At 66.6% G+C, this 24,544-nt stretch carries 19 protein-coding genes; 6 read left to right on the plus strand and 13 right to left on the minus strand.

Features of this window, described 5'->3' with window-relative positions; translation table 11 throughout:
- Nucleotides 1-2 precede the first annotated feature (2 nt).
- Nucleotides 3-3,557 (minus strand): ATP-dependent DNA helicase, encoded by a 3,555-nt coding sequence (locus CH293_RS00315; protein ID WP_094719102.1) that lies wholly within the window; start codon nt 3,555-3,557, stop codon nt 3-5.
- On the minus strand, nt 3,554-6,916 hold the full coding sequence (locus CH293_RS00320; protein WP_094719036.1) for an ATP-dependent DNA helicase: 3,363 nt from the start codon (nt 6,914-6,916) through the stop codon (nt 3,554-3,556). Before CH293_RS00320 ends, CH293_RS00315 begins: the two co-directional genes overlap by 4 nt.
- A 90-nt stretch (nt 6,917-7,006) precedes the next feature.
- On the opposite strand from CH293_RS00320, the gene CH293_RS00325 reads away from it, so the two are divergent.
- The 4 genes from CH293_RS00325 to CH293_RS00340 are packed head-to-tail and all read left to right on the plus strand — an operon-like array spanning nt 7,007 to nt 10,286.
- Complete coding sequence (locus CH293_RS00325) at nt 7,007-7,783, plus strand: alpha/beta fold hydrolase (protein WP_094719037.1); 777 nt, start codon at nt 7,007-7,009, stop codon at nt 7,781-7,783.
- On the plus strand, nt 7,784-8,089 hold the full coding sequence (locus CH293_RS00330; protein ID WP_037111096.1) for an MGMT family protein: 306 nt from the start codon (nt 7,784-7,786) through the stop codon (nt 8,087-8,089). It abuts the gene before it with no gap.
- 11 nt (nt 8,090-8,100) lie between these two features.
- On the plus strand, nt 8,101-8,535 hold the full coding sequence (locus CH293_RS00335) for a PaaI family thioesterase (RefSeq protein WP_094719038.1): 435 nt from the start codon (nt 8,101-8,103) through the stop codon (nt 8,533-8,535).
- The gene (locus CH293_RS00340; protein ID WP_094719039.1) at nt 8,532-10,286 is read left to right on the plus strand and encodes an NTP transferase domain-containing protein; all 1,755 of its coding nucleotides are present in this window, start codon (nt 8,532-8,534) and stop codon (nt 10,284-10,286) included. The genes CH293_RS00335 and CH293_RS00340 overlap by 4 nt, the downstream gene beginning before the upstream one ends.
- Before the next feature lies 1 nt (nt 10,287).
- Here CH293_RS00340 and CH293_RS00345 read toward each other — a convergent pair whose 3' ends face one another.
- The 6 genes from CH293_RS00345 to CH293_RS00370 form a co-directional block, all read right to left on the minus strand.
- Entirely contained in the window at nt 10,288-11,025 is a 738-nt protein-coding gene (locus CH293_RS00345) for a sirohydrochlorin chelatase (protein WP_094719040.1), read from the minus strand.
- Nucleotide 11,026: 1 nt separating this feature from the next.
- Entirely contained in the window at nt 11,027-12,280 is a 1,254-nt protein-coding gene (locus CH293_RS00350) for a uroporphyrinogen-III synthase (RefSeq protein WP_094719041.1), read from the minus strand.
- Complete coding sequence (gene nirD, locus CH293_RS00355) at nt 12,277-12,669, minus strand: nitrite reductase small subunit NirD (RefSeq protein WP_037111104.1); 393 nt, start codon at nt 12,667-12,669, stop codon at nt 12,277-12,279. The genes CH293_RS00350 and nirD overlap by 4 nt, the downstream gene beginning before the upstream one ends.
- A 113-nt stretch (nt 12,670-12,782) precedes the next feature.
- Nucleotides 12,783-15,290 (minus strand): nitrite reductase large subunit NirB, encoded by a 2,508-nt coding sequence (nirB, locus tag CH293_RS00360; protein ID WP_094719042.1) that lies wholly within the window; start codon nt 15,288-15,290, stop codon nt 12,783-12,785.
- A gap of 50 nt (nt 15,291-15,340) precedes the next feature.
- Nucleotides 15,341-16,765, minus strand: a complete 1,425-nt coding sequence (locus CH293_RS00365) for a NarK/NasA family nitrate transporter (RefSeq protein ID WP_094719043.1) — start codon at nt 16,763-16,765, stop codon at nt 15,341-15,343.
- Nucleotides 16,766-16,989: 224 nt separating this feature from the next.
- Nucleotides 16,990-18,237 (minus strand): MFS transporter, encoded by a 1,248-nt coding sequence (locus tag CH293_RS00370; RefSeq protein WP_037111515.1) that lies wholly within the window; start codon nt 18,235-18,237, stop codon nt 16,990-16,992.
- A gap of 100 nt (nt 18,238-18,337) precedes the next feature.
- Here CH293_RS00370 and CH293_RS00375 point away from each other — a divergent pair, with 100 nt between their 5' ends.
- Nucleotides 18,338-19,003 (plus strand): FadR/GntR family transcriptional regulator, encoded by a 666-nt coding sequence (locus tag CH293_RS00375; RefSeq protein ID WP_037160916.1) that lies wholly within the window; start codon nt 18,338-18,340, stop codon nt 19,001-19,003.
- Between the two features lie 18 nt (nt 19,004-19,021).
- On the opposite strand, the gene CH293_RS00380 is transcribed toward CH293_RS00375, so the two are convergent.
- From CH293_RS00380 to CH293_RS00390, 3 genes are all read right to left on the minus strand, one after another.
- Nucleotides 19,022-19,876: a TIGR02569 family protein gene (locus CH293_RS00380; RefSeq protein ID WP_037111516.1), complete on the minus strand. Its 855-nt coding sequence runs from the start codon at nt 19,874-19,876 to the stop codon at nt 19,022-19,024.
- 46 nt (nt 19,877-19,922) lie between these two features.
- Nucleotides 19,923-21,098 (minus strand): adenylyltransferase/sulfurtransferase MoeZ, encoded by a 1,176-nt coding sequence (moeZ, locus tag CH293_RS00385; protein WP_037111112.1) that lies wholly within the window; start codon nt 21,096-21,098, stop codon nt 19,923-19,925.
- Between the two features lie 82 nt (nt 21,099-21,180).
- Nucleotides 21,181-22,317 carry a DUF3152 domain-containing protein gene (locus CH293_RS00390; RefSeq protein WP_094719044.1) on the minus strand — a complete coding sequence of 379 codons (1,137 nt, stop codon included), beginning with the start codon at nt 22,315-22,317 and terminating at the stop codon, nt 21,181-21,183.
- Between the two features lie 244 nt (nt 22,318-22,561).
- Here CH293_RS00390 and CH293_RS00395 point away from each other — a divergent pair, with 244 nt between their 5' ends.
- A complete protein-coding gene (locus CH293_RS00395; protein ID WP_037111517.1) occupies nt 22,562-23,215 on the plus strand; it encodes a TetR/AcrR family transcriptional regulator in 654 nt (217 codons plus the stop codon).
- A gap of 62 nt (nt 23,216-23,277) precedes the next feature.
- Here the strand turns inward: CH293_RS00395 and CH293_RS00400 are convergent, their stop codons facing one another.
- A complete protein-coding gene (locus CH293_RS00400) occupies nt 23,278-23,505 on the minus strand; it encodes a DUF3107 domain-containing protein (RefSeq protein ID WP_170945117.1) in 228 nt (75 codons plus the stop codon).
- Nucleotides 23,506-23,614: 109 nt separating this feature from the next.
- On the minus strand, nt 23,615-24,358 hold the full coding sequence (locus tag CH293_RS00405; RefSeq protein WP_255122637.1) for a ferritin-like fold-containing protein: 744 nt from the start codon (nt 24,356-24,358) through the stop codon (nt 23,615-23,617).
- Nucleotides 24,359-24,544: the final 186 nt, after the last annotated feature.

A 24,544-nucleotide genomic window follows, 5' to 3' on the forward strand; every position in this document is an offset into this window, starting at 1 on the left:
CCTCACGATCCCCCGCTGAACTCGATGTCCTGGGTCCCGTCGATGAGGGTCGCGAGTTGCCGGGCGTCGGGCAGATCGGTCGGTGCGATGGTCCGGCCACTGCGCACGTAATGGAACGCTGCACGCACACGATCCAGAGGAACGGCCTCCGCAGTCGACGCGGACATCAGTTCGGCCCACGCGATGCGATACGCAGCGAGCTGCATGACCACCGACTTCTCCTCGCTTGCGGTCGGCTCCTTACCCGTCTTCCAGTCGATGACGGTCCATCCACCGTCCGAGTCTGCGAACACCGCATCGATCCGGCCTCGCAGTACCGTCCCGGCAACGGACGTCTCGAACGGGACCTCGACTTCGATCGGGCTACGAAGAGACCAATCGGATTCCAGGAACGCCTGCTGCAACGTCTCGAGATCGACATCGGCGGAGGCGCCGGTGTCCGCCGAACCCGGCAGCTCGTCGAGATCCAACAACCTCGTCGCCCCGAAGCGCCGTTCGATCCAGGCGTGGAACGCCGTTCCCCGACGAGCCAGAGGGTTGGGAGGAAACGGCAACGGTCGACGAAGTCTCGACGCCAACGCGTCCGGATCCGCGGCCAGATCGACGAGCTGACTCACCGAGAGGTTGTGCGGCAACTCCACATCCACCCTGGTGTGCATGCGCTCCTCCCGTTCGGCGAGCAGAGCATCGACGTCGGCAGCCCAGTTCTCCGGATCTGCACTGTTCTCCAGATCTGCACTGTTCTCCAGATCTGCACTGTTCGCCGGATCGGAAACGTCGTCGTGGTAGGAAGGCTGCGACGTGTCCACGCTCAGGACCGCCCTCGCACCCCGCTCCACGGCGTCGCGGCGCCTTCCCAGCGGATCCCGTGGCCACAGGGCAGAATGCGGCTGGGCCGCAAGCGGATTCTCCGATCCGTCCTCGGGCGCGAGGTCCCAATGATCGACGACGCCGACAGGGCGGCCGCGATCGGAGCCGTCGTCGAGGACTGCGCGCACCTCGCTGAGGAAGTCGGACGGTCCGCGCGGTTTGCTGCTCGTCTCGTCCCAGTGGTGACCCGAGACGAACAGGACCCGTTCCGTCCTGGTGAGCGCTACGTAGAACAGGCGGCGGTCCTCGGCCAACCTGCGACGTGCCAGCGCATCCTTGTGCCGGTCGATGGCGTCGGAGAGGTCCTTACGATTGTGCACGTCGTCGAGTTCCAGAACGGGGACGCCCTCGGACATCTGGCCGCTGTCGTCGGCGACCGATCTGTCTCCGCGCAGTGTCGGCGGAAGCTCCGCCATCGCGCCGAGCCAGGTCGATGCAGCCGTCGACGACGGAAAAACACCCTTGGACACGTGAGGGACAGCGACGACCTCCCATTCGAGGCCCTTCGCCGAATGCACGGTGAGTACCTGCACTCGGTGCGGCGCCACCTCGATCTCTCCTGGTGCAAGTCCGTCCTCGACGGTCTCCGCCGCGGCGAGGAAGGCGAGGAAACCGGTGACCGTCGAGCTGGGATTGTCCGCGTAATCGGCTACGACAACCGCGAATTCGTCGAGGTGCTCGCGGCCGACCACTCCGACGGCGGACATCGGCGTACGAGCCTGGGCTTCGATTCCGATGCCCATCGACCGCTCGATGTCGGCCACGAGCTCCGTCAGAGGCTGACCGATTCGATCCCGTAGTGCATGCACCTCGGCGGCAAGCGCGGAGATCCTCGCGAATCCGCTCTCCGAGTAGCGCTCCTCCGGGCCGGGATCGGCGATGGCGTCCGCCAGTCCGGCGTCCTCCGAATGCTCACCCGGTAACGAACTTTCGAGCGCGGCATCGAGCGCCGCCACATCGTCGACTCGGCCCGATGTTCCGTGGCCGGAGCGAATTCCCAGTTCCCGCATACGCCGCGACAGAGCGCGAAGGTCGGCGGCACCGATCTGCCAGCGCGAACCGGTGAGGACACGCATGGCTGCACTTCCCGCCATCGGGTCCGCGACCAGTCGCAGCATCGCGATGACGTCGGCGACCTCTGGGACGTGCAGCAAGCCGCCCAGTCCGACCACCTCGACCGGAAGACCCCGGGCGCGAAGCGCATCGGCAATCGGTTCGGCGTCGGCGTTCCTACGCACCAACACCGCCGCCGTCGGAGGTAACCGATCCTCGGCGAGCGCCGCTCGATACTCCCCGGCGATGCTGTCCGCGACCCACTCGCGCTCGTCGAGCACCGTCGCCGACAGAGCGATCCTCACGTCACCGGGCTCCACCCCCGGCCGCGGCCGAAGCGTCGGCACCGACACACCAGTCTCAGGGTCGCTCCTGCCGGCTCCGCTCCCAGCCCCCGGGTCGCTCCCGCCGGCTCCGCTCCCAGCCCCCCGGTCGCTCCTGCCGGCTCCGCTCCCAGCCCCCTCACGGAGCGGCGTCGTGATCCGATTAGCGAGTTCGAGCGCTTCGGCAGGATTGCGCCAGCTGGTCAGCAGTTCGAGCCTGGGCGCAGGTGCGCCGCTCGACTGCGGGAAATCGGTCGCGAACCGCGGGAGATTGGCCGCCGAGGCACCTCGCCATCCGTAGATCGACTGCATCGGATCACCGACCGCGGTCAAGGCGAGAGTCGCATCGGATCCTCGACCGAACAACGAGGACAACAGGACTCGCTGTGCATGGCCTGTGTCCTGATACTCGTCGAGTAGTACCAGCCGGAACCTGCTCCGTTCGGACCTGCCCACGTCCTGGTGTTCAGCCGCGACCCGTGCCGCGAGCGACATCTGACTGCCGAAGTCGAGCGCACCCTCGCGACGCAGTGTCTCGGCGAGCCGTTCGACCAGTGGCAACAAAGCAACACGTGCGTGCTGCGCATCGACGATGTCCAGCAGGGCCTTCGCCGGACCGCCCCGTTGTTTGGGACCGGGGCCGAGGGTGTGGACGAGTCGATCGAGCTCCAGGTGCGCGCCGCGGAGGGCGTCGGGCGCGACCAGATGCTCGGCGAGCTGACCCGACAGCGCAAGTACCGCCTCGGTGATCGACGTGGGGTTGCGTTCGGTGTCCAGGTCGCCGTCCCACGTGCTCACCACCCGATGCGCCAACTGCCACAGCTCGGTCTCCGACAGGAGTGTGGCCGACGGCTCGATCGGGAGCAACAGTCCGTGCTCGGTCAACAGCCGCCCCGCGTACGAGTGGTACGTACTCACTTCCGGCTCACCGCTCAGAATTCGTTCTCGCAGAGCGAGACTGGGATCGAGTTCTCGAACGATGTCGGATCCGGCCAGCCGCGCGAGGCGGGCCCGGATTCGCGACGTGAGCTGCTGCGCGGCCTTTCGTGTGAACGTGAGGCCGAGCACGGCGTCGGGGTCGACGAATTCGTTGGCGACCATCCAGACGACGCGCGCAGCCATGGTCTCGGTCTTGCCCGCTCCCGCTCCCGCGACGACGAGCGTCGGCCCGAGCGGGGCCGAGATCACTGCCGCCTGTTCTGCTGTCGGCGGATGCTTCTGCCCCAGCGCCCGAGACAACTCGATCGGATCGATCCGCGCGTCGCGAACGGTACGTGCGAGTCGTGCGCCGGTTTTGGTGACCGTACTCAACTTTCGGTGACCTGCCTTCCGGTTTCCTGCGCCGGGCAACTGGACTTCACCGGGCAGTGCCTGCACCCGTCGTTCACGAATGCCTCGAAATTCGGCCCTTGCGTCGCCGACGCCGCGGCGTGAACCGTATCGCGCCACTCGGCCAACTTCTCCGGCGTCGGAGCTTCCTGGATACGCTGCGTCGCACCGTCCTGTTTGTGGGCCTTGGCGACGAAGACCAACCGTGCTCCGCCCGGCTCGCCCGCAGGCTCTCCCTCGATGGCGCCGGCCGCGGCCGCCACCTGGTAGGTGGCCAATTGATTGTGGGAGCGAGCGTCCTCCTTGGACATGACCGTCTTGGCCGTCTTGACGTCGATGATCACCGGCCGACCGTCCGGGTCGCGCTCGAGCCTGTCGATTCGTCCACGGAGCGCTACGGACGGTTCGTCGTCGGTCCGCGCTGGGAGGACACCATCGACTGCTACCTCCACACCTGCTTCGGTGAGCTCACCTCGGGTTCCACTGAGCCATTTCTCGAAGGTGTCCAGCATCGCTCCGGTGCGATCCAACTCGTGACGCGAGAACCACTGCGAGCCGAGATCCACCGCATCCCAGGCCGTTTCGAGAGCACGTCGGACCTGCTCCGGAGGCATTTTTCCGGCAACCGCCTGAACGAGAGTGTGCACGAGAGTTCCCGTCACCGCGTGGGTGTTGGCGCCGTCGTTGCCGCCGTGTCGGTCCAGCATCCACCGCAGCGGGCACGTGGTGAGCTGCTCCACGGTGGACGGCGACAGCGGTACCGGGCCGTCACCGAGTGTCCACAGCGGAGCGTCGGTACTGGTACCCGCAACTCCGAACCACTCGCGTGGGTGTGCACCCTTCACCCCGGCGTCGGCCAGCCTGGCCAGTTGCCGCGCCGCGCGGGCGTGCTTCTGCGGGTCGTGTTCGGCGACATCGGCGTCGCACACGACTCTGCGGAGCTCGGCGACCAACATGGGCAGTGCGAGTACTCGTGCCGCAGGCTGCGGAACCTCGGGGACCTGCTCCAGCTCGTCCGCATCCTCGTTTCCTCGAAGTTCGTCGAGAAAGCGCGACCGAACCAGATCGGTGTCACCCGTCGAGGAGTCCACTGCAGTGACCAGCAGAGTCGACCGCGCTCGACTGCATGCGACCAGAAACAACCGTCTCTCGTCCGCGAGCAGAGGCGCCGTCTTGGACAACGTTCCGTCCGACGTCACGTCGTCGGCGATTCCGGACGCGAGATCGACGAGGGATTCCGTTCCCAACAGGCTGCCGCGAGCCCGAAGACCTGGCCACAAGCCCTCCTGCACACCGGCCACAGCCACGAGATCCCACTCCCGGCCCGCTGCCGAGTGTGCGCTCAGTACGGTCACGGCATCCTTGAGGACAGCACCGGCCATGCTATTCGATGTCGGAATCTGTTGTTGCGAAATGTATTCGACGAACCCGGCGAGCCGCGCCTGCGGCAGACGATCGACGTAAGCGGCTGCGCTGTCGAACAGGGCGACGACGGCATCGAGATCACGGTCCGCCTGAGCACCGGCCGATCCTCCACGAGCCGACGCCGCCGACCACCGCCGTTCGAGCCCGGAGGCCTGCCACGCAGCCCACAGCACGTCCTCGACTCCGCGTCCGCGACGTGCGACGGCGTTGGCCTTGCGCACCACACCGAGCACGCGGCGCAGCGGAGCCGCCTCCACGTCGGACAACTGGGCCATCCACCGAGAACGCTCCGTCTCGGGGTCGGCGTCGCTACCGGAGTGCCATCGAACTCCGGTGATGGCCTGCCGCAGCAACTCTGCCGAATCCCGCTCCCCGCCCGAGGCCAGCTCCACACGCCGGACACCGCGTCGGAGGCGTCGAAGTGCCACCGGATCCGCGCCGCCGACCGGACCCGACAGCAGAGCGAGCGCATCCTCACCGTCGAAGCTCGGGTCCACCAGGGCGCGCACCACGAGCAGCAAACCGACGGCGCCGTGCTGACGATGCAGCGGAAGTTCCGACGCCGGCGTCAGGATCGGGACCCCCGCCGCCTGCAAGGCTCGGCGCAGCGGCGCGATGACGCGGGGAACGGACCGTACGACCACAGCCATCGCAGACCACGGCATGCCGTCGACGAGGTGCGCGCGCCGCATCGTGTCCGCGATCAGCGCCGCTTCCTTCGCGGCCGACGGCAACACCTGCACGAGCGCTCGGGCGTCGCCGTACTGCGCGGACGCCACTGCCTCCGGGGCGCGGTGCCGACCCAGGCCGGGTAGACGGCCGCTGATCCTCGCGGTGAGAGCAGCGACTGCGGGTGCGCTGCGGAAATTTCGGTCGAGCATCACCTGTCGCTCGGACCCGGCGTCGGCGAGGTCGGCCAGAAAGGACGGATCGGCGCCGCGGAAGGTGAACACCGATTGATCCGGGTCTCCGGCGATCACCGTCGATTCCGTGCGGCTACCGATCAGCCGAACCAACTGTGCGGCTTGTGGATCCAGATGCTGCGCATCGTCGACGACAAGGTGTCTGATGCGGGCGCGCTCGGAATGCAGAAGATCCGGGTCGGTGGCGAACGCCATCAGTGCACTGCCGATCAGTTCGGCAGCGTCCAGCCCGGGGGCCGACGCGCCTGCCGCCTCGACTCCGACGGCTCCGCGCAGCAGCATCGCTTGCTCGTACCGCGCGGCGAACTTTCCGACGGCCACCCACTCCGGACGCGCTTGCTTACGACCCAGTTTCACCAGATCCTCCGGACCGATCCCGCGTTCTGCCGAACGCAGCATGAGGTCGCGTACCGCGGTGACGAACCCCGCCATGCCGAGCGCGGGACGCAATCGGTCCGGCCAGTCCTGGGCTCCGTCTTCGAGGTCACCGCGCAGCATCTCGCGGACGACGGCGTCCTGCTCGGCGCCGGTGAGCAGCCGAGGGGGCGGGTTGCCGTGAATGGCCGCCTGCAGGCGCAGCACAGCGAAAGCGTAGGAATGTACCGTCCGTACCAGAGGCTCCCGTGTTGCGCGCACGGCGTGCTCACCGGCGAACAATCCCCCGGTGATCTGCTGACGCATCGCGGTGGCCGCGCGCTTCGACTGAGTCAGCACGAGGACCGCTTCCGGATCACCGGCGACGATCCGCGACACCGCATAGTCCGCAACCAGGGAGGACTTACCGGTACCCGGGCCACCGATCACCTGCCACGGTTGCCACGCGGGTGCGCCGTCCACCGCAGCGGACACGGCGTCGGTCCGCCCGGTGAGCATGTGCGCCGCTGAACCCGTCCAGGTCCGGCGCGGTACGGCGACCTTCGGTGCCCGCACGAGGGTGGCCGCACCAGCGTGCCTACCCCCGTGCTGGGTACCGCTTCGACTGTCCGTACTCATGCACCGATTGGATCATGCGCCACCGACATGTCGTCTCAGCCTCCGACTGCGAAACGAGCAGCAGAACACCGGGTACGGCATAGTTGACCCGTGCCGAAGTTGAACTCTTACACGTACGGTCCCGCCGACGGCCCGGAGGTTCTCGCTGTTCACGGAATGACGGGCCACGGCGCTCGATGGGCGCATCTGGCCGAACGGCATCTGGCCGACGTCCGCGTCCTGGCCCCCGATCTCGTCGGCCACGGCCGGTCGCCGTGGACGCCGCCGTGGGACATCGACGCTCAGGTCGACGGCTTGAGCGAGCTGATCGACGCGCATGCGCGCGGCCCCGTGGTCGTCGTCGGTCACTCGTACGGCGGTGCGCTGGCCGTACACCTCGCGAAGTCCCACCCCGAGAAGGTACGCGGGTTGCTGCTGCTCGATCCGGCGATCGAGCTGGACCCGTCGGATCTGCTCGAGGTGGCTGGGCTCACGGCGAAGTTCCCCGATTACACCGACGCCGAGGAAGCCAAGTCGGAGAAACTGAACGGCGCGTGGGCCGATGTCGATCCGGCTTTGCTCGATCAGGAGGTGGAGGACCACCTCGTCGACGCCGACGAGGGGCGTGTCGCCTGGCGGATCTCGACCCCGGCGATCGTCTCGTCGTGGGGTGAACTCGCCCGGCCGCTCGTGGTTCCTCCTGCCGATCTGCCGACGATTCTGGTGCAGGCGATGCGCGTGCAACCTCCGTACGTCGGAGACAAGTTCAAGGCCGCGTTGTCCGATCGACTCGGGGACAACCTGACCGTCCTCGAGTTCGACTGCGACCACATGGTGGCTCAGGCCAAGCCCGCAGAGGTCGCCGAGCTGGTGCGTCGGCTCCTGTAGATGGCAGCGATCACCGACGAGCAGGTCGAACGGGTCCGCGAACTCGTCGCGTCGATTCCCGCTGGACGCGTCAGTACCTACGGGGACATCGCTGCCGCGGCGGGCCTGTCGAGTCCGCGCATCGTGGCGTGGATCATGCGCACCGACTCCGCGGACCTGCCGTGGCATCGGGTGCTGCCGGTGAGCGGCAGACCGGCACCTCACCTCGCGACTCGCCAGTTGGAGAACCTGCGGAGCGAAGGCGTCCTCGCCGTCGACGGGCGCGTGCGCCTGGGGGAAATTCGGTTCGTGTTCGGCGCCGACTAACCTCGGAGAGCATGAACCTCGGACCGTTCGATCCTCGCCCGACTGCCAAGTACGCACTCGGTAAGGCGAGCCCCTTCGTCGCGGCAGCCGGACTGGTCATCGACGAGATCTCCGGAACTCGGGTGGTCGGCCACATCGAGCTGTCGGAGGACCATCACACTCCGTGGGGCGTCGTGCACGGTGGGGTCTACACCGCGGCAGTCGAATCCGCTGCGAGCATCGGCGCGAGCGAAGCGGTGAAGGATCGAGGCGAGTTCGCCGTCGGTGTGCACAACGGTACCGATTTCCTTCGCGCCAGCAAGGGCGGCAGGGTGGACGTCGTCGCAGAACCGCTGCAGCAAGGCCGAATTCAGCAACTGTGGCTGGTCACGATCACCGCCACGGACAGCGGAAAGGCCATCGCCCGGGGGCAGGTTCGGCTGCAGAACGTGCCGCTCCCGACATGAGAATCACCGGTGTCGATGCGGTCATCCTTGCGGGAGGCGCCGCACGCAGGATGCACGGCGTCGACAAACCAGGCCTGACTGTCGGCCGAATCAGTATGGTGCAGAGGATGATCGACGCGGTCGTGGTGGCAGGCACCATCGTTGTCGTCGGACCGCATCGACCGGAGTTGGCGCCACACATTGTGCAAACCCGCGAGAATCCCGCCGGGTCCGGGCCGGTCGCGGCGATCGCAGCGGGGTTGGACGCCCTCCGCGATCGCAGCGCCGGTACCGGTGACTCGAAAGCACTTCTGGTACTGGCCGCGGACCTCCCGTTCGTCGACGCCGCGGCGATCGATCGCCTCGTGGCGGAGTCGTCCGCCGCGGCCGCCACGTTCGCGGCGGACGGCGACGGACGCACGCAGTACCTCTTCGGTGTCTGGAACACCGCAGCGCTCAGGCGCAGCATCGACGATCTCCCGTACACGCGGGATGCGCCGATGCGTGCGTTGATTCCGCAGGATCACCGCGTGATCCACATCGACGGAGTCGACGACTGCGACACTCCCGAGCATCTGAGTCTGGCGCGGCGACACCTCGCCGAGTACTTGCCGGCTCAACCCGTACCGACCGTCGACGAGGCACGCGACACGATCCGAAACCGGCTGCGCCCCATTCCGACCCGACGTACGGCCACCCGTGACGCTCTCGGTGCGACCTCGAGCGAGCCCGTGATCGCGGCGGCCCCTCTGCCGCCGGTCGACATCTCGGCGATGGACGGATACGCGGTGTGCGGGACGGGGCCGTGGATGATTCGCAGCGAGATCGCGTTCGCAGGCACATCGGGCCACCGGCCGCTGGGGCGCGGGGAAGCCATGCGCATCGCCACCGGCGCCCACGTTCCCGCGGGAGCGGACTCGGTGGTACGAGACGAAGACGTGCGAGTGTCCGGTGACGACTTGGATCGAGCCGAGGGTGCACCCGTGCGCGACGACACTCGGCGTGCGGGCGAGGATTGGATCGCCGGAACGGTACTGGCCCCGGCGGGGACCGAAGTCGGGGCCGCCCTCGTGTCCGTCGCCCTCGGCGCCGAGATCGAGGACTTCGCAGTACGCGGACCGGTCCGAGCACGAATAATTCTCAGCGGGAACGAGATTCAGGGATCCGGCGTGCTGCAACCAGGGCAGACCCGCGACACCATCGGGCCGGTCTTGCCGAACTATCTGGCTGCGTGCGGGATCTCCACGACCGACTCTGAACACCTCGACGATTCGCCCACGGCGTTCGACGATCTCCTCGCCGACCCCACCGACGCCGATCTCGTCGTCGTCGTCGGTGCGACCGGAGGCGGAGCCGCCGATTCTCTGCGCAGCGCGCTCGTCGACGCGGATGCGGACATCGTGGTGCACCGCACGCGCGTCCGTCCGGGCGGTTCGCAGATCACAGCGGTGCTACCGGACGGCACGGTGGTGCTCGGACTGCCCGGTAATCCGTTCGCGGCCGTCGCGACGGTCATGGTGACTGGACCCGCCGTCGTCGACGCTCTCACCGCGCGAACTCCCCGGCCTCCGCTGCTGGGATACGTGAGCGGGACCGACAAGGCGTCGACGACGCGCATCGTGCCCGTTGTGCGGGACGGCGCTCGCTGGCGCGTCTCCCCCGGCATCAGGACCGCCCATCTGCGCACTCTGATCGACAGCGACGCCGTAGCGTTGATCCCGCCGCAGCACGAACCCGACGTACCCGTCGAACTGGTGCTCCTGCCTCGGTGAATTACCGCACGGACCCGCGCGAGTAGTCGTTCGACCGCGCCGCAAGCTCGGCGGAGCCGCTACGGAATCGGTCGACGACGAGGTCCACGATGCCCTGATGCAGCCCGAGAGGGTCGGCCACGCCGTCGCTCCCGGCGTCGGACAACCGGTCGTGAAAAAGCCCCCTTGCCAACAGATACGACGCCACGAACACCCGCTGGTGGCCGTGCGACCGTAGTGTCGCCACGGCGTCGGGAACGGTGGGGGCGGCGGTTGCGACATAGCCGATTCGGACCGGCACTTCGGTCAGTTCAGCCACCATCAGTGCAGCGCGGCGATGTTCGGCGAGGGCGCGCCGATCCGACGACCCGGCCGCAGCGAACACGATGGCATCACCCGGTCGCCAGCCCGCCGCGAGCAGTCGGTCCACCATCACTCGGGCGAACACCCGGTCCGGTCCGAGTGCCGGCGTCACCGTCGTGCACGGATGCTCGCTCGCGGCGACCTCACGCGGAACGTCGGTGTGCACGTGATACCCGGACGCCAGAAACGCCGGGACCACCACAGCGGGACCCTCCAGCTCGCGCAGTACCTCGGCCGGCGACGGCCCGAGCACGTCGACGAACGCCACCCGGGTCGGTCCGACCTCGACGCCGACGGCCTCGGCCAGTGTCGCGATCATCTCGACGCCGCGTGGATTGCGAGTTCCATGTGCCACCAACACCAGCGAAGGTGTTGCGGCAGAGCGAATGTCGTTCATGTCAGTACTTGCTTCCTTCCTGGTATGCAGCTGCACCGACACCCTCGGCCGCGACGCCGGTGTCGGATGGTGCATCGGGGAGTGTGTCGACCGGATCGATCGCGAGGCGATAGCCCCGCTTGACCACTGTCTGAATCACTTTCGGGGCACCGAGAGAGGATCTCAATCTCGTCATGGCCGTCTCGACGGCATGGGTGTCGTCGCCTCCTCCGGGGAGTGCGCCGAGCAGATCGTCCCTGGAGACGACGCGACCCGGCTTGGCAGCCAACGTCTTCAGGATCGCCATGCCCGCCGGAGACACCGCCCGAACCACACCGTCCACGACGACGCATCGGCTCCGCACACTCAGCGAGTGACCGCCTGCGTTCATCGGAGCGGCACGTCTCGGTAGTTCCTCGGCGATGTGCCGCGCGAGCGATCCCAGCCGGGCCCGCGTCGGTTGCGTCGTCGGCACGTCCGATTGTTCCAACGGCGCCGCGGTGACCGGTCCGACGCACACGGCGAGAACGCGCGTCCGCAAAGAATGCAACAACGCGTCCAGAACACCGTTTTCGTCCGCCCGCATCAACAGCGACACCACCGCCGGGGCGCTCGTGAAACTGATCGCGTCGAGATCCCCGAGGACGACGGCCTCGATCATCCGGTCCATCGGTGAGCTGTCGTCCGGAGCCGTCCACCGGTACACCGGAACCGGCACGACCTCGGCGCCGGCATTGCGCAACGCTTCGCAGAAATCCGGCACCGGCTCCCATTCGGTCGTGGCACCGTGCAGCTGAACCGCGATCCGTGTGCCGTCGACGCCCTCGGCGAGCAGGTGTTCGAGCACCTCCGCCGAGGATTCGGACGCCGGGCTCCACTCTTCTCGCAAGTCGGCGGCTCGAATGGCGCCCTTCGCCTTGGGCCCGCGAGCAAGAACTCTCGACGCCGCGAGGGCCTCGTTCAACGCTTCTGCTCGGCCCCACCCCTCCGCGGCCTCGATCCATCCTCGAAAACCGATACCCGTGGTGGCGACGGTTATCTCCGGAGGGTCGGCGATGATCTCTTCGGTCACGCGTTCCAGCTCGGCGTCGTCGGCCAGCGGAATGATTCGGATCGCGGGTGCATGCATGACCGTTGCACCTCGTCGTTGCAGCAATGTCTCGAACTCGTCGGCCCGGCGTGACGCGGTGATCCCGACGGCGAATCCGGCCAGAGGCTCCCCCGAGATCGGTGTCGCAGCGCACGACTCCGTTCCCGCCTCGGCTGCACTCGTCACGTCGATTCGCCCCGAACGTAGATGACGCCGCCGTCCGTCCTGGTCTCGAAGGAACCGAGGCCGACGCTCTCATCGTCGAGGCACCGTCCGTCGACCAGCGAGAAAACCTGCTTGAGCAGCGGCGACGCGACGGTCGCCTCCCCAGCCCGATCGCCGACGAGTCCTCTGGACATGACGGCCGCCCGACCGAACGGGTCGACGTTGCCGACGGCGAAGGTCTCGCCCGTCTCGAGCAGGAACAGGGCCACCTGTGTGCCTCCACGCAACAGCACGGCTACTCCCCTGCCTGGCACCAGGGAATCGACGGTGCACGCCGGTGTCCACTCACGGGTCGCTGGAATGCTGCTCGCGGCCGGTGTGGTGGTGTTGAGCGAATCGATGACAGTCATGGTGTCGGACCTCCTGATGCAATTGCACTGTGCCGATGTTTCTTCGTCGTTAAGGGCCGATTACCCGGGTGTGCACATGCGTGCAGACCCAGGAACCGGCCCGCGTGAGGTGCTCAGGCGCCGATCTTCGGCATGCCCATCAACACCGGCACCTTGCGCCGGCCGGTGTCGTCGAACGAGATGGTCGGGTCCGACTCCGCGGGAGCGTTGACGAACGACACGAACCGGCCGAGCTTCTCCTCGTCTTCGAGTACGCCTGCCCATTCGTCCTTGTAGCCCGCGACGTGGCGCTCCATGTCGGCCTCCAACTCGGCCCCGATGCCCAGGCTGTCCTCGCACACGACGGCCTTCAGATGATCGAGACCACCGTCGAGAGAATCGAGCCACGGCGCAGTGCGCTGGAGTCGGTCTGCGGTCCGCACGTAGAACATGAGGTATCTGTCGATGTAGCTGACCAGAGTCGCATCGTCGAGGTTCGACGCCAGCAGCTGAGCGTGCTTCGGGGACTGTCCACCGTTGCCGCCGACGTACAGGTTCCAGCCGTGTTCGGTCGCGATGACGCCGACGTCCTTCCCGCGGGCCTCGGCGCACTCGCGTGCGCAACCGGACACTCCGAACTTGATCTTGTGCGGGGACCGCAGTCCGCGATAACGGTTTTCGAGATCGACGGCCATTCCCACCGAATCCTGGACACCGTATCGGCACCAGCTCGACCCGACGCAGCTCTTCACCGTCCGCAGCGATTTGCCGTACGCCTGGCCGGATTCCATGCCTGCGTCGACCAGGCGCTTCCAGATGGCGGGCAACTGCTCGACGCGTGCACCGAACAGATCGATGCGCTGGCCACCGGTGACCTTGGTGTAGAGCCCGAAGTCCCGGGCGACCTCACCGATGACGATGAGTTGCTCCGGGGTGCACTCGCCGCCCGGCATTCGCGGTACGACCGAGTAGGTTCCGTTCTTTTGGATGTTCGCCAGGAAGTGATCGTTGGTGTCCTGCAGGGATGCCTGTTCGCCGTCGAGAATGTGATCCGAGGAGGTGGACGCCAGAATCGACGCGACGACAGGTTTGCAGATATCGCATCCACTTCCCGTTCCGTACTTGGCGATCAGCGACGAGAACGTGCGCGTGTTCGTCGCACGGACGATCTCGAACAGTTCCGCGCGGGACTGGCCGAAGTGCTCACACAGTGCCTTCGACATCACGACACCGGACGCCGCCAACAGCTGCTTGATGGACGGCAGGCAGCCTCCGCACGTGGTACCGGCGGTGGTGCAGCTCTTGACCGAGGCGACATCGCACGCGCCGTCCGCGATCGCACCGCAGATCGCACCTTTGGTGACACCGTTGCACGAGCAGATCTCGGCCTCGTCGGGAAGTGCGCCGATGCCCACTTTCTCCGCTACTGGTGAGATCAACGAGCCTGGATCGCCCGGCAATTCGCGACCGACGAGCGGACGCAGCAACGAGTAGGCGGTGGCATCGCCGACGAGAATTCCACCGAGCAACGTATTCGCATCGTCGGAGACGACCAGTTTGGCGTACGTCCCCTTCGGTGCGTCGCTGAAGACGACCTCGAGTGCACCCGGTGTTGCGGCCATGGCGTCGCCGAAACTGGCGACGTCCACGCCCATCAATTTGAGTTTGGTGGACATGTCCGCACCCGGGAACTCGGCAGCGCCGCCGAGCAACCTGTCCGCGACGACCTCCGCCGTCGAGTATCCCGGGGCGACCAGTCCGTAGCAACGACCGTCGACGGCCGCACACTCTCCGATGGCGAACACTGCCGAATCGGATGTGCGGCACCCGGCGTCGACAAGAATGCCGCCGCGTTCTCCGACGTCGAGACCGCTCTCCCGTGCCAGCCGATCCTGCGGCCGCACACCCGCGGAGAAGACCAGCAGGGCCGCGTCGATGGTGTTGCCGTCGGACAGTTCGACCGTCAGCCCGGCGCTGTCGTTCTCGGTGATGGACGACGTTCCGACGCCGGTGTGCACGTTCAGCCCCAGGTCGGTCACCAGCCGCGCCAGGAGCGCGCCGCCGCCTTCGTCGACCTGCAGCGGCATCAACCGCGGCGCGAACTCGATGACGTGTGGAGTCATTCCGAGCTTCTTCAGCGCGTTGGCTGCCTCCAGCCCCAGGAGGCCACCGCCGACGACCACGCCGACCGCGCCCGGTCCCGCAGCCTCGGCGCGGGCGCGGATGCGATCCAGATCGTCCAGGGTGCGGTAGACGAAGCACTTGTCCAGGTCGTGTCCGGTGATGGGGGGCACGAACGGGTAGGAGCCCGTCGCGAACACCAGTGCGTCGTAACCGATCACCTCACCGGTCGACGTCGCAACCGTCCTACCTTCGCGGTCGACGCTGTCCGCGCGGACACCGAGCCGCATGTCCACCGCGGCGTCACCCGGGTAGTCGTTGCCGGCGAGCGCGAGCTCCTTGTGATCCCAGGCCCCGACGTACGACGACAGGCCGACGCGGTCGTAGGCAGGCAGTGCCTCCTCGCAGAGAACGGTGACTTTCCATTCCGCTGCCTCGTCGCGAGACCGCAATGCCTCGACGAAGCGATGTCCGACCATGCCGTGACCGATGACCACCGCGTTCTTCGTCGCGTTCTTCATCAGGGGTTCCTTCCGAGAATTACTGCAGAGCATTGAAAGACTTTGGGGCGTCAGACTTCCACCGAGGACTGAGTTGCCTCGTCGGCAATCACGCGCGGTTTGCGCAGGTAGACGGCGTACGTCACCGCGCAGCACAGTACGTAGAAGGCAAGGAACACCCAGAAGGCCGTGGTCGCGGACTTCGCCTCCCCGGAGTACGACGCACGCAGAACCAGGTTGATGCCGACGCCGCCCAATGCGCCGATGGCGCCTGCGATTCCGATGAGCGCTCCGGACATCCGGCGGGACCAGTGCTGCTGTTCCTCGGTCGACATGCCCTGCAGCTCGGTTGATTTGGCGGCGAAAATCGCCGGAATCATCTTGTAGACCGAGCCGTTGCCGAGACCGGACAGCAGGAACAGCAGAATGAATCCGACGACGAACAGCGCCATCATCGTGCCGCTGGCGGCCCCCGCGGTGTTGTCGTCCCAGGTGCTTGCGGCCACCAGAATGCCGGTGGCGAACACCATCGACACGAAGGTGTACAGCGTGATCTTGCCGCCACCGATCTTGTCTGCGAGCTTGCCGCCGAACGGGCGGGAGACGGATCCGAGAAGTGGTCCGAGGAAAGCGATCTGAGCTGCGTGGAGCGACGCCTGCGCCTGCTGGGCGGCCGTCGCCGGTGCACCGTCGGTCAATCCCGCGAGAAAGTTGATCTGCAACACCTGGCCGAACGCGAAGCTGAAACCGATGAACGAACCGAAGGTGCCGATGTAGAGGAACGCGATCCACCACGAGTCCGAGAACCTGAGGACATCGATCATGGAGCGTCCGTTGGTCTTCTGGTTGTCGAGGTTGTCCATGAACAGTGCGGCGCCGACGGCTGCGATCGCGATGAAGACGAGGTAGACGGCGCAGACGATCTCCGGTGCCGTGTTGCCGATCGTCGCGATCACGAGCAGACCGATCAGCTGAATCACGGGAACGCCGATGTTGCCGCCGCCTGCGTTCAGGCCGAGCGCCCAGCCCTTCTCACGCTGCGGGTAGAACGCATTGATGTTGGTCATCGACGACGCGAAGTTGCCGCCGCCGAGGCCCGCGAACGCCGCGACGACGATGTAGGTCGTGTACGACGCCGGGTTCAGCATGAAGTACATGGTCAGAACCGTCGGGACCAGAAGAACGAGAGCGCTGAAGATCGTCCAGTTCCGACCGCCGAACTTCGCTGTCGCGAAGGTGTACGGGATACGAAGCACAGCGCCGACGAGCGTGGGGACGGCGACGAGGAAGAATTTTCCTGCGGCGTCGATTCCGTACACCGACACAGGCATGAACAGCACCATGACCGACCAGATCGACCAGATGGAGAAGCCGACGTGCTCGGCGACAACGGACCAGATCAGATTCCGCTTCGCGATCGCCTTTCCACCGGCCTCCCAGGCCGCGACGTCCTCGGAGTTCCAGTGGCTGATGCGGTGCTTGATCGACACCGGCACCGTCCCCGGAGGGGGTGTCGACGGTGTGGGTGTCGAATCGGGCGCCGCATCGGCTTGTGGTGCCTCGGGAATGCTGGTCACGTGGGCCTCCTGATCGCGTGGGAGACCCAAAGATAGAAAAGCCATGTTGCGCGGGCGCTGCGCGCGGTGACCCCTTGATTAACTTGGTCTCACGAACACGCAAAGCCCGCCGTGAGATCACCGAGTGTCGTCTAGCCCGCGTCTCACCACGTGTCTTCGAGCATGCGGGGCTTACAGCACAGATATCCCGCGACCAGCTGAATCGCGACGCATCCGGTGAGAACCAGGATCGGGATGCCCCAGCCCCCGGAGAGCGTGTGCAGGAAGCCGAAGGACAGCGGACCCGTCGCCGAGACCACGTAGCCCAATCCCTGCGTGAACCCGGACAGGCCGGATGATCCCGCCGGAGTGCGTGTCCGAAGGTTGATGAGTGTCAACGACATCGGGAACGTCATCGTGCCGAGCCCGACGAGGCAGACCCACACCACTGTTCCACTGGTCGGGGTGAAATGCAGGCCGGCGAACCCCACCAGGTAGAAGACGGCGGCGGCGACGACGAGGCCGTACGGGTTGCGCAGCCGAGCGCAGAGCGACGGCGCGGCGAGTGACGCGATCAGCCCCATTCCACCGAACGCGGCCACCGACGCCCCTGCTGCGGCCTCCCCGATGCCTGCGTCGGTGAGCACGGTCGGCAGCCACGTCAGCATCGCGTAGGTGATGAACGACGTCATCGCGAACATGCCGACCATCCCCCAGGCCAGCGACGACCGCCAGATACGACCCTGCGGTTTCTCGTGCACAGCGGACGTGCCGCCCTCGCCGGTCGTGTCCGCGACATCGTGGCCGCGACGCGACATCACCACGCCCAGCCAGGGCACAGCAGCGGCCAGGCCGACGAGCGCCCAGATTCCGATGGACAGTCGCCACCCGTGCGCGTCGGCGACCGGCACCGCCAGCAACGGCGGGACCATGGTGCTGACCTGCAGTGCGCAGATATACATGGTGCTGACGATGGCGAGTCGGTCGGAGAAGTACCGCTTCACCAGAGGCGGGATGACGACGTTGCCGATTCCCATTCCGGCGAGAGCCACTGCGGACAGAAGAATGAGCGACGCGGTACCCGGAGCGAAGGCCCGGGTGGCCATGCCGACCGTCGTCAACGCCATCGCGAGAAGAGCGGCGCGTTCCATACCGGTTCGCTTGACCAGGACGGGCGTCAGCAGTCCGAAGACGGCGAACATCGCCGGGGGAAGCATGCCGATGAGTCCCACGACGGACGACCCGAACTGCAGGTCGGTTCCGATACGGCCGAACAACGGGCTGATGGACGTCACTGCCGCGCGGAGCGTCAACGCGGAGACGATGATCGCGGCGAATACCAGGACGCGTCCGCGCAGAAGGTTCTGCGCCTCGGCGCCTGCCCCGGTCTCTGTCGTTGCGGTAGTACTCACGGCAGAAATCATAGGATGACCGGATCACCAGACGCAAAGAAGTTAAACTGACCGCCGAACGACAAGCCGACAACATCGAACGACGACGGGGAGAGCACGGGTGCAGCAGGTTCAACGGTCCAGCCTGATCTCGCAGGTGACAGCGCAACTGCGGGCCGAGATCGTGGCCGAACGCTGGCCCGTCGGCACCCGAATCCCCACCGAGGCCGAGCTCTGTGAACTGACCGGCACCGGCCGTAACACCGTCCGCGAGGCAGTGCAGGCCCTCGTGCACGCAGGAATGGTCGAACGCCGTCAAGGGTCGGGCACATTCGTGCTGGCGACCTCGGACCTGGGCGGAACGCTCGGTAAGTACTTCGCCGACGCGCAGGATCGCGACGTCACCGAGCTGCGACGCACCCTGGAAGTGACTGCGGCGATGCTGGCGGCCGAACGCCGCGACGCTGCCGACGTCGCCGCGTTGACCGCGGCACTCGCCGACAGGCACTCGGCGTGGGCGCACGACGGCACCGACACCGCGATCGCGGTCGATGCCAGATTCCACCGCGCCATCGTCGCGGCCAGCCACAATGCCATCTACCTCGAGTTCTACGACTCGCTGATGCCGATCATCGTCCAGACGATGCACCATCACGTCGCGGACCACGACAACGGATACGACGACGAGCACTCGGCACTGGTCGACGCCATCGTCCGCGGCGACGCCGAAGGCGCTCGCACGGCATCACTGAGGTTCTTCGACGAACTCGAGGCGCCGGAACACTGACTCCCGAGTCCTCGGCGCTCAGAGCAGCAGCCTGACCAGGTCCGCGGTGCGCGCGAGACCGGGGAATGCCTCCGGGGTCGAACGCGGGTGGAGCGCATGAACGGAAAAGCGAAAGATCAACGCGCGCAACAACATCTGCGGCCACTCGGGAAGATCTTCCCACCGCCCGATCAACGCGTCGTCGGCTCCGCCCCACGAGATCGCGTCGACGACCGTCACCGCGGCCGCCCAGGAGGCCGGCCTCCAATACGGCGCGATGTCGGTGATGCCCGGCGCCTCGCTTCCGTCGAACAACACGGTCCCGAACAGGTCACCGTGCACCAACTGATCACCGACACCCACCGGCTTGCGGAGGCTCGCAAGCTGCTTGATCAATTCCAGGCTCTGCTTGCCGTCGGCCGAGGTGACCTCAGGCGCCCCGGCCGCACGCGCCACACGCAACGGCGTCGCCTCCCACGCCGCACGGTCCGCGGCGGTGAACACGTCCGCGTCGGACCACGGCGCCACGGGCGGCTGCACCAGAAAGCGCGGACGTTCCAGACCGGCAGTCGCGGCATGCAACCGCACCGACAGGGAGACGACCTCGTCGTGCCGCGGTTCCGGCGAGCCGACGATGAACGTGTCCGCGCGCCAACTACTGACGACGTAGCGGCCGTCCGTCGACCGCACCGGACGCGCCAGACGGAGACCGTCCACGGCCAAGGTCTCGCGCACCTTCGCGGACCACGCGGCTCGCGCGTGGTCGGCGACCGGCGAGAGCACGACGTCGCCGAGCCTCCAGCCACCGTCCCAATCCGCACCGAGCGGCACGGGAGGTACGTCACGCAGCCCGAATGTGGAGATCACGTGCTGAGGGGGTTCCAGTGAGCTCACGTCCGTCACGCTACCGTGGGCCACCTCCGACGGTGAGGAAGGCGCGCTAGTACACCGGAAGAGACGGATCCACCTGACGAGCCCACGCGACGATGCCACCGTGCAGGTGAACAGCGTCGGCGAAACCGGCCTTCTTCAGAACCGCCAACACCTCCGCCGACCGAATTCCGGTTTTGCAGTGCAGAACGATTCGGCGATTCTGCGGAAGCTCCGCCATCGCCTCACCGGACAGGAATCGCCCCTTCGGAACGAGCGTCGCGCCGTCGATCCTGACGATGTCCCACTCCACCGGCTCACGCACGTCGATCAATGCGATCTCGTCGGGCCCCTTCAACAATGCCGCGAGTTCCGCGGGGGTGATCGACGACGATTCGGCGGCATCGGCTGCCTCGTCGGTAACCACACCGCAGAATTCGTCGTAGTCGATCAGCTCGGTGACCGGACGCCGATCCGGGTCCCGCTGGACGTTCAGGGTTCGGTAGCTCATCGACAACGCGTCGTAGATCATGAGCCGCCCCAGCAAGGTCTCACCTATCCCCGTGATCAGTTTGATCGCCTCGGTGACCATGATGGAACCGACGGACGCGCACAGCACACCGAGCACACCGCCTTCGGCGCACGACGGCACCAGTCCCGGTGGCGGCGCCTCCGGGTAGAGGTCGCGGTAGTTCAGCCCGAGACCACCGGGGGCGTCCTCCCAGAACACCGAGACCTGGCCCTGGAACCGGTAGATCGACCCCCACACGTACGGCTTGCCCGCCAGGATCGCAGCGTCGTTGACCAGATATCGCGTCGCGAAATTGTCGGTGCCGTCCAGAATCAGGTCGTACTGCCGGAACAAGTCGACCGCGTTGCTGTTGTCCAGCCGCATCCGATGCAGCCGCACGTCGACGCCGTCGTTCAGCTCGAGGACGGACTCACGCGCGCTGACGGCCTTGGGCCGCCCCACGTCGGACGCCCCGTGAATGACCTGACGCTGAAGGTTGGACAGTTCGACGTCGTCGAACTCCACGATGCCCAGCGTGCCCACCCCGGCTGCGGCCAGGTACAGCAGTGCGGGCGAGCCGAGGCCTCCGGCGCCGATGACGAGCACACGTGCGGCGCGAAGACGTCGCTGACCGACAGTTCCGACGTCGGGAATGATCAGGTGGCGGCTGTAGCGGGCGACCTCGTCGTAGGACAACGGGCCCGACGGTTCCACCAGGGGCGGCAACACGCTCATCGACTTGCTTTCTCCTCGCGGGCACCGCCGACCGTGACCTGGTGCCACGGCAGCGGACTTCAGGCCACGCTACTCGCCGAAATCAGCCTCGCGGATACGGCCACGGATTGAATCGACACGTCTTTCCGTCCATCGGAACCACGCCCTCCGGATCGAGCCGCGCGATGTCGTCGTTGGCGGTTCCGAACGTCTGCTGCATCATCACCGGCGCCAGACCACCGTCGGTTTCGCACGGCTGATGCTGCTGGTACCCGATGGCGTGCCCGACCTCGTGATTGATCTGATACTGCCGGTAGGAACCGATGTCACCCTGGAACGCGATGGCCCCTCGAACCCAGCGCGGCTCGTTGAGGACGACCCGGCCGATACCGGGGTTGTAGCACGACACTTCCAGCTGAATGTCGTACCCGCACGCCTGCCGAATGCTCATCTGAGACGTCAGCGAGATCCGAAAGTCCGGTTCACCTTGGTCGATCCGTCGGAACGCGAAGCGTTGATCGTTGGTCCAGCTCTTCGGATTGCCCAGCGTCTGATCGACGAGTCGGCCGAACGACTCCTCGCCGCCGAAACCGGCCGTGTCGACACCGTCCTCGACCTCGACCGTGTAGGTGAACACCCGTTCGCTCCCCTGGCCCACCTGACCGGTCGCGCCCTGCACGACATGCCACGTCCCCGCACCCTGGACCGTGAACGAACCACCGTCGGGCAGCTCACCGGAGGGAATCGAATCCGCGAAGTTGCCGTCCGCAGCAGGCGGAACACCGATCACACCCGTCGAATCTCCACTCGGACTGAGGGCACCGAAACCCGGGTCCGCCGGCTCATCGATGCCCGACGACGCCGTCGTCGTCGGCTCGCCGGTACGAACCGCATCGAACACCACCAACGAGGTCACCACGAGCAGAATCGGAACCGCATAGGCGCGCCACCCGTACACCGACGTGAACTTGCCGAGCTTGGACTGCTTCTTCGCCTTCCGAGGCGGCCGCGGCGCACGGGTGCGAGCCGAGTCGTCGCGCGCCGTCGGATCCCATTGAGCCCGCAGCGGTTGGTGAGAACCCCGGCCGCCGACACCGCGGGAGAAGTCCCCGTCCCGGCCCCGATCCTCGACGGGGTGACGCCGCTCGACGCGCCGAGACGCAGAGTCCGGGCGCTGATCGTCGTACTCGTCGTCGGCCCACGCCCTCCCGCTGCGTCGCGGCCCACCTCGGTCACTCACCTCGCCAGAATCTCACAGTCACCGGCATCCGCCGTTCGCCGCGCCGATGTTTGTACTTGAGAACAATCTTCACACCGCTGATATGCACGCGAAACGAGGTGGGAGCGCCGTTTCGCTGGTATCCATCACTGCGACTGGCGCACCACCGTCCCGACGATGCGGCGTGCTGCGAGTATCGTTGCTGAACGACCTGCGCTACGGACACCCCTTCGGCGCGGTGACGATGCGGATGGGAACTTCTTACATGACAGAACTGGCGGATCGAATGTCCTCGGACCGTTCCACCTCACCGGCGAACCGACGCAGTGCGCGGTTGCCTCGCGACGCGCGCCGTGCGCAACTTCTCGCGGCTGCAAGCGAAGTGTTCGTCAGTCGCGGATATCACGCGTCGGGAATGGACGAGATCGCCGAGTGTGCCGGCGTCAGCAAGCCGGTGCTCTACCAGCACTTCCCCGGCAAGCTCGAGCTCTACCTCGCCGTACTGCAGAGCTACGTCGACACCCTGATAGCCGGCGTGCGCCAGGCCCTGCGATCGACGACCGACAACCGCAAGCGCGTCCGAGCTGCCGTACTTGCGTTCTATGACTTCGTCGACACCGACACCCAGGGATTCAGGCTCGTGTTCGAGTCCGATCTGATGGGCGACCCGCAGGTCAACGCCCGAGTGGAGCAGGCGACCGAAGCGTGCGTCGACGCGGTGTTCGATCTCGTTGCACACGATTCCGGCCTCGACCCTTACCGCGCCCGCGTGCTCGCCGTCGGACTCGTCGGAGCAAGTCAGTTCACGGCACGCTACTGGCTGGAAGCGGACCGCCCGATCTCCAAGGAAGACGCCGTCGACACCACCGTGTCGCTCGCCTGGGGCGGCCTGTCTCACGTGCCGCTGCAAGCTCCGTAGTCCACACGATCGAACGACGAAGGGCCGCGCACATGTGCGCGGCCCTTCGTCGTAGGACTGGCTCAGGCCGTGGCGAAGCCGACCTTGCGGGCGTCGGCCGGACCGATCTCCACGTACGCGACTCGTGCCGACTGGACGAGGTACTTACGTCCCTTCTCGTCCACCAGGGACAGCACGTCCTTCTTGCCGGCGAGTGCCTCGGCGACGAGCGCCTCGACCTCCTCGGGCGACTGGGCGCTGTTCACGACGAGCTCGCGAGAGCTTTCCGACACACCGATCTTGACCTCCACGGCCAACCTCCGAACTCAGTAGAGAAAACTTCAGCTGCTTCGACCAGGCTAGTGCAGCCACGCGGCGACGGTGACGTCCGACGGTGTGCTGTCAGCGAACATCCTGGTCTCAGACCAGCCCGAGCACCCGCATGCGCTCCGCGTGCTGCTCCTGCATCCGATCGAACAGAGCGGCGACACCGTTGAGATCACCCGATGCCGTGATCACCAGATCGGTCAGACTCTCGCGTTGAGCAAGGACGTACTGCGCCTGCGTGATCGCCTCGCCGAGCAGCCTGCGCCCCCACAACATCAACCGCGCCTTGTCCTGAGAACTGGCGGACACCCGGGTGGACACCTCGTGCACGACGAACTCCGAGTGACCCGTCTCGGCAAGCACCTCTCGTACCGTCGCCGCGACGGCCGGATCGAGAGTGTGCGCGATCTCGCGGTAGAAATCAGCGGCCAACCCGTCACCCACATAAGCCTTGACCAGCACTTCGAGCCACGTCGACGGGTTGGTCGACGCGTGGTAATCGTCCAATGCGCGCACGAAAGGATCCATCGCGGAGTACACGTCGAGACCGCGATCCGACAACGCGGACACGAGGGTCTCGAAGTGGTTCATCTCGGCCGCCGCCATACTCGCCAACGCCACCCGCCCCTGCATCGACGGCGCCGATCGCGCGTCCTCGGCCAGGCGGTAGAACGCCGAGATCTCCCCGTACGCGAGCACCGCGTACAGCTCGGACACTCCCGGATGATCGAACGGAATACGCGGCTGCGCATCGGAGGTTTCCGTGGCGTCGGGAAGGGCTCCCGTGGTGGTCGGTAGAGCGTCGGCGGCGAACGATTCAGGCGAGTGGGCTCCCATGAGAATCGATCGTAGTCGCGCCCGACGCACGTGCGCGCTGTCACCGAAACGCGGAGCCTCTCACGTCCCGCAAAGCTCGGAATACGGGTTTTGGACGGTCGGCAAGCTACCATGGTGCACGGATCGACGCCCGGACCGATGACACGGACCGATTTTCCACGCGTCGAACCACACCGACAATGTGTG

The sequence above is a fragment of the Rhodococcus sp. 14-2470-1b genome (genome assembly GCF_002259415.1).
Lineage (GTDB): Bacteria > Actinomycetota > Actinomycetes > Mycobacteriales > Mycobacteriaceae > Rhodococcoides.